Below are 14101 nucleotides of genomic sequence, written 5' to 3'. Positions count from 1 at the left end.
TGCCGCCCCTGTCGCATTCTGTCGGGTGGCAAGCGGGGCGGAGACGAGGAGATTTTCCGAAATTGCGTGCAGTTTTTATGCACGGCTTGCCTCGGCCGGTTGCAGGCGGCATAGATCGGAGATGACTGCCGAACCCTCCCGCCCGCGCCGCTCGGTGCTTTACGTCCCGGCTTCGAACGACAAGGCACTGGCCAAAATCCCGTCGCTGGCCTGCGATGCCGTCGTCATCGATCTTGAGGACGCCGTCGCCCCGGCCGACAAGCCTTCCGCGCGCGAAAAGCTGGCGGGGATTTTCGCCGGCCGTTCCGACCGGCGCTGCGAGATGGTCGTGCGCATCAACGCGCTGTCGAGCGAATGGGGCGCCGACGATCTGCTGGCCGCGGCAAGATGCACGCCCGGCGCCATCCTGCTGCCCAAGGTCGACACGCCGCGCGACATTCTCGAGGCAGGCGACGTGCTCGACGACAATTTTATCCCCGACGAAGTCAAGCTGTGGGCGATGATCGAGACGCCCAAGGCGCTGCTCAACATCGGGCCGATCGCCGAGCTCGGCCGCGACCCGGCCTCTCGACTGGTTTGTTTCGTTGCCGGAACGAACGACCTGGTCAAGGACACGGGCATTCTCGCCACGCCCGACCGGCGCTATCTTGTGCCGTGGCTGATGCAAATGGTGCTCGCGGCGCGTGCCGGCGGCCTCGACCTGCTCGATGGCGTCTTCAATGATTTTCGCGATATGGACGGCTTTGCGCGCCAGTGCACGGAAGCGGCCGCGATGGGTTTTGACGGCAAGTCGCTGATCCATCCGGCGCAGATCGAAGCCGCGAACCGCGCCTTTGCGCCGACGCCTGAAGCATTGGCCGAGGCGCGCACAGTCAAGGAAGCCTTCGCGCTCGCCGAAAATACCGGCAAGGCGGTAGTTGCGCTGAACGGCAAGATGGTCGAGCGGCTGCATCTGGCGCAGGCCGAAAAACTGCTGGCGAAGGCCGCCGCTGTTCGCGCATGATTATCGTAACTGACGACAGGATTGAAAATGAAACTCTACCGCTTTTTGTCCGGCCCGGACGACGCCAGCTTCTGCCACAAGGTGACGGCGGCGCTCAACACGGGCTGGCATCTGTTCGGTTCGCCGACCTATGCCTATGACAAGGAGGCCAAGACCATGCGCTGCGGCCAGGCGGTGGTGAAGGACGTCGAGGGCCAGGAATACGGCCCCGACACCAAGCTCAGCGACTGGTAGACTTAGATTCAGGTCAGGCCGCGCCGGAGTCGAAGACGGGCGCGAAGCGACCAGACTGGGTGGTTTCCGAGAACCGGAGCGGAGCGTACTTTTGGGTACGTGAGCCCGCGCATGATTCCGAAATCGAGATCGATTTCGGAAAGGTCATGCGCAAAATCAAAGTTCTACAGCGTCCTTTGCGCGCCCAATAGGGCGCGCGGCGCTGTAGGTAAGCGCAGGAAGCCGCCGTTCGCAGGCCGGCATCACCTGAATATCAGCACATCCTACTCCGCTGCCTCTTCGATCTTCTCCATATCGTCGTCCGACAGGCCGAAATGGTGGCCGATCTCGTGGATCAGCACGTGGGTGACGATGTCGCCCAGCGTTTCCTCGTTCTCGGCCCAGTAGTCGAGGATGGCGCGGCGGTAGAGCGTGATGCGGTTCGGGCCTTCGCCGGTCTGCGGATTCCAGCGCTCGGCGATGCCGCGCCCCTCGAACAGGCCGAGCAGGTCGAAGGGCGTTTCCAGAGAAAGGTCGTCCATGATCTCGTCGGTCGGGAATTCGGCGATCTGAATGACGATCTCGCCGGTCAGCTTGCGAAACTCCTCCGGCAGATGGGCATAGGCCTCCAGCGCCAGGAGCTCGATTTCCTCCATCGTTGGCGAAAGCTGGTCGTGCCAGATGCGTGTTTGGTAGATGCGAGCCATGCTTTGTCCTTTGATCCCGGCATATAGGCTTTCGGGCCGGACTCGGCAAATGGCCGGGCTGGAGTGCCCGTGTCATGCCCCCACTACAGGAATAAATTCCCCATGACTCCGCTTGACTCTTCGGGCGGCCTCTGGAATCTATAGGGAACATAACAGGAACAATTGTGAGTGGAAGCTGACCGTCATGGCGACAAGCGCCGTGGCGCGGGAGACTGTTTTTGCCCTGCGCCGCCAGATCGCGAAAATCGAAGGGACCTTGCCCGAGCGCCTGGAGGCGCCGGCCGGTTCGTCGTTTGACGCGGATGTCCCTCGTCAGAGTCTGACACCCTCTCGGCATCCGACACCCGCTCGGAATCTGACGATTGTCCGGCGCGGTCTTGCCGTGGCGCCGCCCGATGCGTTTTTGCGCACCGGCGCCGAGCGCCTCGATGCTGCGCTGAGCGGCGGCCTGCCGAAAGCGGCGCTGAGCGAGTTTCATGGCGCCGCGACCCGCGATGCCGGGGCCGTCGCCGGTTTTGTCTTGTCGCTCGTCAGCCTGATCCTCAGCCAGGGGCCGCGACTGCCGGTGCTGTGGATCGGCACATCCGAGGTTTTCCGCGAGGCCGGCTTTCCCTATGCCAGGGGGCTTCATGCCTTCTTCGGCATCGAGCCGGAGCAATTGCTGTTTTCCGAGGCGCCAAGGCTGCTCGATGCGCTGTGGGTCGCCGAGGAGGCTGCCAGGATGACGGCGCTGGCCGCCGTCATCCTCGAAATCCGCGGCAGCCCGCAGCGGCTTGACCTCACCGCGACGCGGCGGCTGCACGCCCGGGCGCAGAGTGCCGGCCGGCCGCTGTTCCTGCTGCGCCAGGCCGGCGAGCCCGAGCCGACGGCAGCGCCCGTCCGCCTCATCCTGTCGGCGGCACCGGCGGCAACGCGTAAGACGCTTGCCGGGCCGCTCGCCGGCTCGATCGGCCGGCCCGCCTTCACCGTCGCCATCGGCAAGAGCCGCACGGCCTTGCCCGGAAAATTCACACTGGAGTGGAACCCCGATGAACGCATATTCGAAGAAAGACGGGGCGAGCAAGGAAGGTCTCAGGAATGGGCCCCAGAACGGCCAAAGAATCCTATCCCTGTGGTTTCCGCATCTCGCCGCCGAGAGGATCCTGCGGCAGCGTCTGGGGCGGTCCTGGCGTTCCCGGCCGTCGGATCACCTGCCGCTGGTGATCAGCCATCGCCAAGGGAACACCCAGCGCATCGCCGCCCTCGACGAACGGGCTGAGACACTTAATCTGAAGCGCGGCATGGGCATAGCCGATGCGCGCGCCATGCATCCCTCGATCGACATCGTGGAGGCCGATCCGGAGGCCGACCGGCGCCTTCTCGAAGGCCTCGCCGACTGGTGCGACCGCTATACCCCGCTGGTGGCGCTCGACGGGACCGACGGCCTCTATCTCGACGTCACCGGCTGCACCCATCTTTTCGGCGGCGAACGCTCGATGCTGGACGATATCCTGTCGCGTTTTTTCCATCAGGGCTTCGATGTCCGCGCCGGGCTTGCCGCCACGCCTGGTGCTGCCTGGGCGGCGGCGCGGTTTGCCGGCGACCGCATCGTTCCCGATGGTGAGGAGGAAGCGCTTCTCGCGCCCTTGCCGTTGGCGGCGCTGCGCATCGGCCCGGAGGTCCGCGCCAGCCTCGAAAGCGTCGGCCTGCGCACGGCGGGCGCCGTCATGGCGGCACCGCGCGCGCCGCTGGCCCGCCGCTTCGGCGCATCGCTGCTCTTGCGCCTCGACCAGGCGCTTGGCCGCCTCGAGGAGGCCGTGTCGCCGCGCCTGCCGGTGGCACCGCTTTCGGTCGAGCGTCACCTTGCCGAGCCGATCATGCTGACCGAGGACATCGAGCGGCTGACAGGCATGCTGGCAACCACCTTGAAGAGCGACCTCGAGCGTCGCGGCGAGGGCGCGAGGCGGCTGGCGCTGCTGCTTTTCCGCGTCGATGGCGGCGTCAGCCGCATCGCCGTCGGCACCTCGCGGCCTCTGCGCGAGCCGCGGCTGATCCAGAAATTGTTCCACGAAAGGCTTGCCGCGCTCGAACAGGATATCGACGCCGGCTATGGCTTCGACCTCGTGCGCCTTTCGGTGCTGACCGCCGCCGCCTTCGACATGCAGCAGGCAGACCTTGCCGGCGAGACGAGCGACGACGGTGCCGATATCGCGCTTTTTGCCGACCGCATTCGCGCCCGGCTCGGCGAAGGCGCGGTCTTGAAGCCGGTCGCCGTCGAGAGCCATTTGCCGGAGCGCGCCGTCGCCACCCTTCCCTTCACGGAGGCGCCGCAGAGAAGCTCGCCGCCGAAGCAGCCCGACAAGGCGAAGGACGCTCCCACGACCGTCTTCCAGCCGGAACGGCCGATCCGGCTTTTCCGTTCGCCCGAGCCGATCGAGGTGCCGGCCACCGAAATGCCGGAAGGCCCGCCTTTGAACTTCCGCTGGCGGCGCGCGCTCTATCGGGTCGCGCGCGCCGAAGGGCCGGAGCGCATCGCGCCGGAATGGTGGCGAGGGGCGGCGGGACGAGAAGATGAGCCGACCCGGGATTATTTCCGCATCGAGGATGCCGATGGCCGCCGTTACTGGCTCTATCGCCAGGGCCTCTACGGCGCCTCGCAGCCTTCGCCGCGCTGGTTCATGCATGGGGTCTTCGCATGAATGCGCTGACGGCCATCCCCTATGCCGAATTCGGCATCCAGTCGAACTTCTCGTTCCTGCGCGGCGCCTCGAAACCGGAGGAGCTGGTGGTCGCGGCAAAATTCATGGGATTTTCGGCGATCGGGCTCGCCGACCGCAACACGGTGGCGGGCGTTGTGCGCGCCTGGCAGCAGGCCAAAGTGGAAGGTGTTTCCTATCATCCCGGCTGCCGCCTGGTGTTTTGCGACGGCACGCCGGACATCCTCGCCTACCCGCGGGACCGCAAGGGCTGGGGTCATCTCTGCCGCATGCTGACGCAGGCCAATCTGCGTGACGAAAACGAAAAAGGGGCAACGCTTCTCAAACAGAACGACCTTCTCGAATGGGGCGATCGCCTGTCGCTGGCCATCCTGCCGGATCTGTCGGCGGACGCGAACGATAGCCTCGCTTTGCTTAGCCGGCTCAGGGATCGCTTCGGCGAAAGGCTGCGGCTGGCTGTTTCGCCGGATTACCGCGGCAACGACCGCTTCCGGATCGAGCAGGCGGCGGCGATGGCCGAACTGGCCGGCATCCCGCTGATGGCGACCAACGATGTGCTCTACCATACGGCGGAACGGCGCCCGCTGCAGGACGTGCTGACGGCGATCCGCCTCAATGTGCCCGTCGCCGAGGTGGGGCTGGAACTGGCGGCCAATGCCGAGCGTCACTTAAAGCTGCCGCTGGAGATGGCACGGCTTTTCCGCAGGCACCCGCAAGCGCTGGCGGAAACGCTGCGTTTTGCCGGCGAGCTGACCTTCTCGCTCAGTGACCTGCAATACAACTATCCCGATGAGCCGACGGAATCGGGCCTCGGGCCGCAGGCCGAGCTGGAAAGGCTGGCCAAGGAGGGAGCCGCCATCCGCTACCCCTCGGGCGTGCCCGCTTTTGTGACGCAGCGCATCGAGGAGGAACTCGCTCTGATCGAGCGCCTGAACTACGCGCGCTATTTCCTGACCGTCTACGACATCGTCAAATTCGCCCGCAGCCAGAACATTCTCTGCCAGGGGCGCGGCTCCGCCGCCAACTCGATCGTCTGCTTCTGCATCGGCATCACCGAAGTTGGCCCGGACAAGATCGACACGCTTTTCGAGCGCTTCATTTCCGAGGAAAGAAACGAACCGCCCGACATCGACGTCGATTTCGAGCATGAAAAGCGCGAGGAGGTCATCCAGTACATCTATTCCAAATACAGCACCAAGCGCACCGCGCTGGCCGCCGCCGTCGTCAGCTACCGGAGCCGCTCGGCAATGCGCGAAGTGGCCAAGGCGATGGGCCTGTCGGACGACGTCCGGAGCGCGCTGTCCAGCTCGATCTGGGGCTGGTCGACCTCAGAGCTCGGCGAAAAGGAGACAAAGGCCGGCGGCCTCGATCAGACCGATCCATCGACAAGGCATGTGATCGAATGCGCCAACGAGATCATGGGCTTTCCCCGTCATTTGTCGCAACATGTCGGCGGTTTCGTCATCACCAGGGACCGACTCGACGAGATCGTGCCCATCGTCAAGACGGCGATGGACGAGCGCAAGATGGTCGAGTGGGACAAGGACGACCTCGACGCGGTGAAAATCCTTAAAGTGGACGTGCTGGCGCTCGGCATGCTGACCTGCCTGCAGCGCGCCTTCACCCTGCTTCAGGATCACTATCCGAACGCGCGGGACGAGTACGGCCGGCCTTATGTGCTGGCCACCCTCCCGGCCGAGGACAAACATGTCTACGACATGATCTGCCGCGCCGACACGATCGGCGTCTTCCAGATCGAATCCCGCGCGCAGATGTCGATGCTGCCGCGGCTGCGGCCGAAAAGCTTTTACGACCTCGTCATCGAGGTGGCGATCGTGCGGCCCGGCCCGATCCAGGGCGACATGGTCCACCCCTATCTGCGCCGCCGGCAAGGCAAGGAAAAACCCGAATATCCCAAGCCGGAACTGGAAAAAATACTCGGCAGGACGCTGGGCGTGCCGCTGTTCCAGGAGCAGGCGATGAAGATCGCCATCGTCGCCGGCGGCTTCAGGCCGGGCGAGGCCGATGAACTGCGCCGCGCCATGGCGACATTCAAGCGCACCGGTACGATCGGCAATTATCGCAAGAGAATGGTCGACGGCATGGTCGCCAAGGGTTACGAAAGAGACTTCGCCGAGCGCTGCTTCAAGCAGATCGAGGGTTTTGGCGAATACGGCTTTCCCGAAAGCCACGCCGCCTCCTTCGCCCTGCTGGTCTATGCCTCCTGCTGGTTCAAGACCTTCTATCCCGACGTGTTCTGCGCCGCGATCCTGAATTCCCAGCCGATGGGTTTTTACCAGCCTGCCCAGCTTGTCCGCGACGCGCGTGACCACGGCGTCGAGATCCGCGAGGTCGACGTCAATTTTTCCGGCTGGGATTGCGCCTTGGAGAAATCGCCTTTCGATCCGGATCGTATCCTTGACCGCCATGCCCAGATGCGCGGCGTCATCCGGACCAGCCATGCCGTCCTGCTTGGCTTTCGCCAGGTCAAGGGCCTGTCGAAGGAGCGCATGGAAGCGTTTGTGTCGAGGCGAGGCGCCGGCTATGCATCCGTGCGCGACGTCTGGCTGCGCTCGGGCCTCAACGTCGACGAGATCGAGAAACTGGCACAGGCCGATGCTTTCCGCTCGCTTGGGTTGAACCGTCGCGACGCTCTATGGGCGGTCCGCGCGCTCGACGGCAAGAGTGCCGCCGAAAAGCTGCCGCTGTTCGACCAGCCGGCGATCCGCTTGCGCGATCTGGAGCCCGAAACCAGGCTCCCGACAATGCCGCTCGGCGAGCACGTCGTCCACGATTACCGCTCGCTCGGCCTGTCGCTGAAGGCGCACCCGGTCGCCTTCCTGCGTGAAAGGCTGGATCGGTCCGGCGTCACGCCCAATGCGCGCCTCGGCCAGGTGCGGGACGGCCGGCGCGTTTCGGTCGCCGGCCTCGTGCTGGTGCGGCAGCGGCCGGGCAATGGCAAGGCGATTTTCCTGACGCTGGAAGACGAGAATGCGGTCGCCAACATCATTTTCTGGGAAAGGACCTTCGACCGCTTCCGCCCCATCGTCATGGGCGCGCGTCTCATCCGCGTCACCGGCAAGCTGCAATCGGAATCGGACGTCATCCATATCGTCGCCGAGAAGGTCGAGGATCTGACGCCGTGGCTGTCGGTGCTGCTGGAAGAGGCAAGACCTGCGGATGAGCCTTCGAGCAGTGCAGACGAGGTTCGGCCGGGCAGCATCGCGCAAACGGAACTATTGGGAAAGGCAGAGAAGGTCATGCCCAAGGGGCGCAATTTTCAATAGGCCTCATCCTTCGTCGGAGCGCTGCTGCGGTGCTGAACTTTGATGCCGGCGGGACAGAGGGGGGTGCGAAAGATCGCTATAGACCGGCCTTATCCCGAGCCACCCAGGCGCGGCGGCGGTGGCATGGCATCATCTATGGCGATGACACGCGCCTCCGAGGGCAGCATGATCGGAATGCCGTCCCGCACCGGATAGGCAAGCTTTGCCACCCGCGAGATAAGCTCGCCGCGCTCCGGATCCCAGGCAAGCGGCCCCTTGGTCAGCGGGCAGGCCAGCAGTTCCAGCAGCTTGGGATCGACAGTCCTGTTCCCGTCACGTCCATCCGCCATTCGATCCATCCTTCCACAAGGCAATCGGTTAAGGTTTCGAGCGCGGACGTCCTTCTCCCCTTGTGGGAGAAGGAGGGCCAACCTACTGCAAACTCGAACCGAAATCCTCATTGTCGCGCGCCAGCGCCATTTCTGTGATGGCGATCAGCGTTTCGGCGCGTGTCTTCAGATCGGCCGCTTCGAGCAGCGCCTGTTTCTCGGCCGGCCCGTAAGGCGCCATCATCGACAGCGCGTTGACCAGCATGGCGTTTTCGGCGCGGCTGACGCTTTCCCAGTCGGCCTCCAGATCGTTGGCCTGCAGATAGGCGCGAAAAGCTTTGAGCAGCGCCGGCCGATCGATCTCGGCTTCTGCCTGGTCGTCGTCGAGATCGGTGAGAAAGGGTGCCAACCGGCACTGGCGGAACGGCGTCTTGACCGTGAGTTCCTGGACAATGCGGAACCGGCACACGCCCTGCAGCGAAATCAGGTAACGGCCGTCGCCGCTCTCGGACAGCGCAATGATGCGCCCGGCACAGCCGACATTGCAGAGCTCCGGCTCGCCGCCGGGACGCAGCGCACCGTCAAGGCTGGGCTGGATCATGCCGATCAGCCGCGGCCCGGCGATCGCCTCGTCGACCATCTGCAGATAGCGCGGCTCGAAGATGTTGAGCGGCATGCGGCCTCCCGGCAGCAGCAATGCGCCTTCAAGCGGAAAGATCGGCATGGTCGACGGTAAGTCCGCAGCGAGCCGGTAATGCGCGTTTCCCGCCTGCACCTCAATCCTCCGATCGCTTTGTCAGGAAGCGCACCAAATCCGTCTCCTCCCGGCCGGCACAAGGCGCAACACCGGAAACCTGAAATCGAACGCCGTCCGAAAACCTAATCTGGCGCAGCCGCCGCCCACCGCAAGGCCGCGCGACAAAACAGTCTGCGCCGGCTCAGGAAAAGAGCAGCGACGACAGTTTGCGCCGTGCCGACAGCGTTGCTTCGTCGGTCATGCCCCATGCCTCGAAGAGCTGCAGCAACTGGGTTCTGGCGCCGTCGTCGTTCCACGAGCGGTCGGCCTTGATGATCGCCAGCAGATTGTCGGCCGCCGCCATGCGATCACCCTTGGCGTTCTGGATCATGGCAAGCTCGAACCGTGCCTGGTGATCCCCGGGATTTTCGGCCAGTCGCCGTTCCAGTTCCGCCGGATTGCCGAGTGCCGCGGCTTGCGCTGCGAGCGCCATCTTGGCCCGCAGCGCGGCGAGCTGGGGCGCATCCTTCTTCGCTTCCGGCGCCCGCGCCAGCACCGCCTCGGCACCTTCGGCATCGCCGGCCTCGAACAGCAGATCGCCCAAGCCGGCGATCGCCTCGATCGTCGCCGGCGCCTGTTCCAGGATGGCATCGTAAATGTCGGCCGCCGTCTGCACATCCCCGGCGTCGCGCGCCTCGGCAGCCGCGGCCAGCGCTTCGGCCACTTGCGGCGCGCCACCGTTCTTGCCGCCAACCTTCTGGATGAATTGCGTGATCTGGCTCTCGGGAATGGCGCCCATGAAGCCGTCGACCGGCTGGCCGTCCTTGAAGGCAATGACCGCCGGTATCGACTGGATGCCAAGCTGGCCTGCGATCGATGGATGGTCGTCGATATTCATCTTGACCAGCTTGACCTTGCCGCCGGCGGCTTTCACCGCCTTCTCCAGCAGCGGCGTCAATTGCTTGCAGGGGCCGCACCATGGCGCCCAGAAATCGACCAGCACCGGTTGGCGGCGCGATTCCTGGATCACGTCGGCGGCAAATCCAGCGGTCGTTGTGTCCTTGATGACGTCGGCCGGCGCCTCCGCAAGCGCGACCTTCTCACGCGCGGCATCGGTGCCGCCATATTGCACGGTGGTGGCATACTGGCCGCCATTGCTGCCAAATGGGCCGCCAAAGGGGTTGCTATCGCTCATCTCATCGCCTTTCAGTCGCGCCGCCGGCCAAGGGACGGGCGCAACATCCGTCTTTAGAACCCGGTTTCAGTCACCCATGTGGCGATCATGCCGAGACTTTCAAGATAACAGCATCATGTCCGGTTGCCTCGACGAATTTGACCAGGTCCGCGGCAGCGATGGACGTCGTCGCTTCGTTGGTCAGCGGGTGGGCATTGACCACCGCATGGCCCATCAGCTCCTCGTCCAAAACGACCTTGACCCTTCGCTCGGTATCGTTGATCAGCCCGAACACCGTGACCGCGCCCGGGACGACGCCGAGAAGCTCCATCAGCATCTCCGGCCGGCCGAAAGACACGCGCCCCGCAGCGCCGATCAGATGGTGGATCTGCTTGAGATCGACCACCGCCTCCTCGTCGACGCTGACCAGGAAGAAATTGTCCTTCTTGTCCTTGAGGAACAGGTTCTTGGTGTGGCCGCCGGCAATCTCGCCGCGCAGCGCCTGCGAATCGGCAACCGTGAACAGCGGCGGATGCCGCCGCGTCGATACCTCGATCCCGAGTCCGGCAAGAAAGGCGAAAAGTTCGGCTTTGGTCTTCGGCATCGGTCTTTCTTCTGATGGCCCGCTTTCAACGGCTTGTTCGGCTAACGCCGTTTACGGCCAATGATGCGGCCAAGACAAGCCCGTCGCGCAACGCGGGGGCGATTGCCTTGCGACGTCTCGCAAGCATGGCTTGTCCGCATTGCCGGCGAAGCAAAAAGCCTGCGAATTCCCTGTTGCAATCGCCGCGCTCTTCAGCCATATAGGCGCGGCTTGCGGCCCAAAAGCCGCGCGAGCGGGTGTAGCTCAGGGGTAGAGCACAACCTTGCCAAGGTTGGGGTCGAGCGTTCGAATCGCTTCACCCGCTCCATTTCTCTCAAGGGAAATCAAGCATCGAAAAGCCGCGGTCCGCCGCGGCTTTTTCGTTTCAGGCGGTTGAGGTCGCGGCGATTTCAAGCCTGCTAAAATGGCCGACATAGCCCGATCACCTCGCCCCTGTGGGATCGTACGCCAGCTTTGGCTGCTTAGGCGAAGCGAGTCTGTCGCTTTGCCACCTTTGACCAGCAGGCGTCTCCTTGCGGGAAGTAAGCTCCTGGGATTTCAGACTTTTGCGCGTCGATCCCGGACCAAGGTCCGTCTTGCAGAATGCTGTGTTTGAACAAAGCTTGTTAGATAGCGGGCTTCCACTTTGGAAAGTCCTGACGTTTTTCATCTGGAACCCATCCTGGCGGGAGGGCGACTCGAAGGAGGAACTATGAAAACGCGCACCTGTCTATTCGCGACTGTAGCCGCTCTCACCCTTGTCGCGTCTCCGGTCCTCGCTGCTCCCGGCGGCAATGGCAATGGCAACGGCAATGGCGGCAGCAACGGTAACGGCGGAAACTCGGCCGGGGCCGGCTCGCAGGGACACGGAGCCGCCACCTCCGCCGCAGCCAAGGACAAGTCGACGACCGGAGTTGCTCATGCAATGGCGGTCGTTGCAACGACACCGGCCTCACCGCGGGCTACGCTGGCCTTGCAGGCAGCGCTGGATAGGAAGGCCGCGAAAGACGCGGCAGACACTGCCGACGACACTTCCGACGAAACCGAATAAGCTTTCGAAGCCGACAATTGTCGCGTTGAAAAGCCGCGGTTCGCCGCGGCTTTTTCGTTTCCCGTCCTGGCGTCGAACTCTCAAGGTGAACAGCGCTTCCAGAAAAAAGCTGCTCCACCGCGGCACTGAAGCTACGCTAAGGCCAAATGCCGCCGCGTCGGCATCGAATTCGATCGCACTGGAGGGAACCCATGACCGGCTTTGTCGACCGCGAGCGCGCAACAGACCTGATGCAGCGCGCCGGCATCGAGGCGCTGGTGCTTTGCGAGCCCGAGGCGTTCCAGTACGCCACCGGCGCCTGGATCGGCCCGGCCGGCCTGTTCCGCCGCGCCGGCGCCGGTTTCGTGGTCATCCCCAAGCGAAACGACCTGCCGATCGGCATCGTGGTGGCGGATTTCCAGGCTGCCCAGCTCCGGGCGGCGATGGCCGGCGCCGTGGTGCGCACGCATCCGATCTGGATCGAATCGGCGTCGTTTGAGCCGGCGACGGCCGACCGGCCCGTTGCGCAGCGCATCGAGGCCGGCCTGGTTGGCCGCGCGCCCGGTTTTTCCCGCCCGGCGACCTTCGAGCTTGCCCGCTCCGTCCGCGAGCTGAAGAGGATGCTTGCCGAATTCGGGCTGGAGCGTGCAACGCTCGGCATCGAGCTGGATTTTGTCCCGGCCAGCGATTTGTCCGCAATGCAGGCGATGTTGACGGGGACTGCCCTGGTCAACGGCTCGCAGATCCTCGACAGGCTGCGGGCAGTCAAATCGCAGAGCGAGATCGACCTCCTGCAGCAAGGCATCGTCCTGTCGGAAGCCGGCCTGTCGCGGCTGCAGCAGCATGCGGCGACCGGCATGCGTCAGTCGGAGCTGATCGCGCTCTACCGGCAAGGCGTCGCCGATGCAGCCGCCGGGTCATCGCAGCAAATCTCGACGGCGGAATACGTCACGCTGGGCGCTCGCCCCAAAAGGGCCGATGCGGTCGCCGCCGCCGGCGATCCGCTCAAGGCCGACATGGTGTGCAGCGTGAACGGCTATGCCTCGGACATGTCGCGGAATTTCACCTTCGGGCCACCGTCGCCCGAACAGGCCGAATTGCATGCGATAGCCGAACGCGCCTTCGCCGACGGGCTTGCCGCGCTTATGCCCGGAAAGCCGTTCGCCGGCGTGCATCACGCCGCCAGCGAAAGCCTGGCGCGCCAGGGCCTGCATTCCTATCGCCGCGGCCATTTCGGCCACAGCGTCGGCCATTCCGTGTTTTCCGAGCAATGGCCGTTCATTTCGGCCGACAGCGATGTCGTGATCGAAGCCGGCATGGTGCTGGCATTCGAGATCCCGCTCTACATCGACGGTCTCGCCAGCTTCAATCTCGAGGACCAGTTCCTGATCACCGCCAACGGGCCGCTGCCAATGAACCGCCTGCCGAGAAGCCTGGCTACTTTCGGCTGAATCCAGCCGTCACCTGGCGCCCGCCACGCCCCTGCGGAAATCCGACGGCGACATGCCGGCAAGCTTGCGGAACGACTTGTTGAAGGCGCTGAGCGAACCGAAGCCCGATTCCATGGCGACGCGCAGCACATTGGCATCCTGATGCATCAGCAGCGCCTGCGCGTAGCTGAGGCGCAGCAAATTCACATATTCGTTGAGCGTCATGCCGGTCGATTTCTTGAAGATGCTCATGGCGTATTTGGGATGGATATCGGCCGCCGCGGCGATATCGACGCAATCGATCTCGTAGAGGAAATTCTCGGCGATGAAGTCGCACATGCGCCCGACATTGCGCAACGATTGCTGATCGAAGGGACTGCCTATCTCCTGTTCGACCAGGGTTTCGGGCACGAGCCGGTAAGGCTCGAAGCGCACCCGCTCCAGCCGCAGCAAAAGCTCGTTGACGGCATGCTCGGCCTTGACCGGGTCGCCGGAGCGGGCATAGCGGTTCCAGCGTTCGAAATTGTGGTCGTCCGACCGGTCGGTGGCGTCGGTCACCAGCGTCGCCCCCGTCATCAGCCTGTTGCGGACATCGACGGGCAAATGCAGCCGGAAGAAATGCACCAGCGGCAGATGCGCGCCGGCATAGATGGCATCGTCGGAGGCTTCGTCCATCTGGTGCGGCAGGCCGCCCCAGAACAGGCACATGTCGCCGGCAGAGAGCGAAAGCCCGTGTCCATCCATGCGGTAATGCACGGCGCCGCGCACGATGAAATTCACCTCGACCTGGGCATGCCAATGCGGCTTGAGCATCACCAGGGGCTGGGTGTGGAACATCTGCAGCAGCAGCGGCAGGCCCTCCACGCTGCTGGCGCCGGGCTGGTAAAACGGCCTTTCCGGCATCTTACTTTCCGCTCATTTCTTATTCCCTTTG

13 protein-coding genes and 1 tRNA gene are annotated in these 14101 nt (G+C 64.2%); 8 read left to right on the top strand and 6 right to left on the bottom strand.

The window, feature by feature from the left end; translation table 11 throughout:
• Positions 1 to 121 precede the first annotated feature (121 nt).
• Positions 122 to 1003 (top strand): HpcH/HpaI aldolase/citrate lyase family protein, encoded by an 882-nt coding sequence (locus tag NKH23_RS02910; protein WP_352913063.1) that lies wholly within the window; start codon positions 122 to 124, stop codon positions 1001 to 1003.
• Positions 1004 to 1030: 27 nt separating this feature from the next.
• Positions 1031 to 1237: a DUF1737 domain-containing protein gene (locus NKH23_RS02905; protein WP_352913065.1), complete on the top strand. Its 207-nt coding sequence runs from the start codon at positions 1031 to 1033 to the stop codon at positions 1235 to 1237.
• Positions 1238 to 1500: 263 nt separating this feature from the next.
• On the opposite strand, the gene NKH23_RS02900 is transcribed toward NKH23_RS02905, so the two are convergent.
• Positions 1501 to 1923, bottom strand: a complete 423-nt coding sequence (locus tag NKH23_RS02900) for a metallopeptidase family protein (protein WP_023721935.1) — start codon at positions 1921 to 1923, stop codon at positions 1501 to 1503.
• A gap of 184 nt (positions 1924 to 2107) precedes the next feature.
• Here NKH23_RS02900 and NKH23_RS02895 point away from each other — a divergent pair, with 184 nt between their 5' ends.
• Genes NKH23_RS02895 through NKH23_RS02885 form a run of 3 tightly spaced genes read left to right on the top strand, consistent with a single transcriptional unit; the run spans position 2108 to position 7906 of the window.
• Entirely contained in the window at positions 2108 to 3181 is a 1074-nt protein-coding gene (locus tag NKH23_RS02895) for an ImuA family protein (RefSeq protein WP_352913067.1), read from the top strand.
• Entirely contained in the window at positions 3123 to 4601 is a 1479-nt protein-coding gene (locus tag NKH23_RS02890) for a DUF6504 family protein (protein WP_352913068.1), read from the top strand. The genes NKH23_RS02895 and NKH23_RS02890 overlap by 59 nt, the downstream gene beginning before the upstream one ends.
• Complete coding sequence (locus NKH23_RS02885) at positions 4598 to 7906, top strand: error-prone DNA polymerase (RefSeq protein WP_352913070.1); 3309 nt, start codon at positions 4598 to 4600, stop codon at positions 7904 to 7906. The genes NKH23_RS02890 and NKH23_RS02885 overlap by 4 nt, the downstream gene beginning before the upstream one ends.
• An 89-nt stretch (positions 7907 to 7995) precedes the next feature.
• Here the strand turns inward: NKH23_RS02885 and NKH23_RS02880 are convergent, their stop codons facing one another.
• The 4 genes from NKH23_RS02880 to NKH23_RS02865 form a co-directional block, all read right to left on the bottom strand.
• Positions 7996 to 8235: a Trm112 family protein gene (locus NKH23_RS02880; protein ID WP_292665009.1), complete on the bottom strand. Its 240-nt coding sequence runs from the start codon at positions 8233 to 8235 to the stop codon at positions 7996 to 7998.
• Positions 8236 to 8317: 82 nt separating this feature from the next.
• On the bottom strand, positions 8318 to 8989 hold the full coding sequence (locus NKH23_RS02875) for an LON peptidase substrate-binding domain-containing protein (protein ID WP_352913071.1): 672 nt from the start codon (positions 8987 to 8989) through the stop codon (positions 8318 to 8320).
• Positions 8990 to 9152: 163 nt separating this feature from the next.
• A complete protein-coding gene (gene trxA / locus NKH23_RS02870) occupies positions 9153 to 10145 on the bottom strand; it encodes a thioredoxin (RefSeq protein ID WP_352913073.1) in 993 nt (330 codons plus the stop codon).
• An 85-nt stretch (positions 10146 to 10230) separates the two neighbouring features.
• On the bottom strand, positions 10231 to 10728 hold the full coding sequence (locus NKH23_RS02865) for a prolyl-tRNA synthetase associated domain-containing protein (RefSeq protein WP_352913075.1): 498 nt from the start codon (positions 10726 to 10728) through the stop codon (positions 10231 to 10233).
• Between the two features lie 232 nt (positions 10729 to 10960).
• Between NKH23_RS02865 and NKH23_RS02860 the strand changes: the two genes are divergently transcribed.
• The 3 genes from NKH23_RS02860 (at position 10961) to NKH23_RS02850 (ending at position 13188) form a co-directional block, all read left to right on the top strand.
• Positions 10961 to 11035: transfer RNA gene (locus NKH23_RS02860), tRNA-Gly, on the top strand.
• A gap of 384 nt (positions 11036 to 11419) precedes the next feature.
• Positions 11420 to 11758, top strand: a complete 339-nt coding sequence (locus tag NKH23_RS02855; protein ID WP_292665306.1) for a hypothetical protein — start codon at positions 11420 to 11422, stop codon at positions 11756 to 11758.
• A gap of 191 nt (positions 11759 to 11949) precedes the next feature.
• Complete coding sequence (locus tag NKH23_RS02850) at positions 11950 to 13188, top strand: M24 family metallopeptidase (protein ID WP_352977034.1); 1239 nt, start codon at positions 11950 to 11952, stop codon at positions 13186 to 13188.
• A 9-nt stretch (positions 13189 to 13197) separates the two neighbouring features.
• Here the strand turns inward: NKH23_RS02850 and NKH23_RS02845 are convergent, their stop codons facing one another.
• On the bottom strand, positions 13198 to 14070 hold the full coding sequence (locus NKH23_RS02845; protein ID WP_352913077.1) for a helix-turn-helix domain-containing protein: 873 nt from the start codon (positions 14068 to 14070) through the stop codon (positions 13198 to 13200).
• Positions 14071 to 14101: the final 31 nt, after the last annotated feature.

This window comes from Mesorhizobium sp. M1328 (assembly GCF_040318075.1).
In the GTDB taxonomy this organism is placed as follows: domain Bacteria; phylum Pseudomonadota; class Alphaproteobacteria; order Rhizobiales; family Rhizobiaceae; genus Mesorhizobium.
The sequence above is the reverse complement of the archived record's forward strand: the minus strand, read 5'-3'. Positions and strand labels throughout refer to the sequence as shown.

Coding starts and splice junctions, on each gene's coding strand:
- NKH23_RS02910 (WP_352913063.1), top strand. CDS start 122: ATGACTGCCGAACCCTCCCGCCCGCGCCGCTCGGTGCTTTACGTCCCG.
- NKH23_RS02905 (WP_352913065.1), top strand. CDS start 1,031: ATGAAACTCTACCGCTTTTTGTCCGGCCCGGACGACGCCAGCTTCTGC.
- NKH23_RS02900 (WP_023721935.1), bottom strand. CDS start 1,923: ATGGCTCGCATCTACCAAACACGCATCTGGCACGACCAGCTTTCGCCA.
- NKH23_RS02895 (WP_352913067.1), top strand. CDS start 2,108: ATGGCGACAAGCGCCGTGGCGCGGGAGACTGTTTTTGCCCTGCGCCGC.
- NKH23_RS02885 (WP_352913070.1), top strand. CDS start 4,598: ATGAATGCGCTGACGGCCATCCCCTATGCCGAATTCGGCATCCAGTCG.
- NKH23_RS02880 (WP_292665009.1), bottom strand. CDS start 8,235: ATGGCGGATGGACGTGACGGGAACAGGACTGTCGATCCCAAGCTGCTG.
- trxA (WP_352913073.1), bottom strand. CDS start 10,145: ATGAGCGATAGCAACCCCTTTGGCGGCCCATTTGGCAGCAATGGCGGC.
- NKH23_RS02865 (WP_352913075.1), bottom strand. CDS start 10,728: ATGCCGAAGACCAAAGCCGAACTTTTCGCCTTTCTTGCCGGACTCGGG.
- NKH23_RS02855 (WP_292665306.1), top strand. CDS start 11,420: ATGAAAACGCGCACCTGTCTATTCGCGACTGTAGCCGCTCTCACCCTT.
- NKH23_RS02850 (WP_352977034.1), top strand. CDS start 11,950: ATGACCGGCTTTGTCGACCGCGAGCGCGCAACAGACCTGATGCAGCGC.
- NKH23_RS02845 (WP_352913077.1), bottom strand. CDS start 14,070: ATGCCGGAAAGGCCGTTTTACCAGCCCGGCGCCAGCAGCGTGGAGGGC.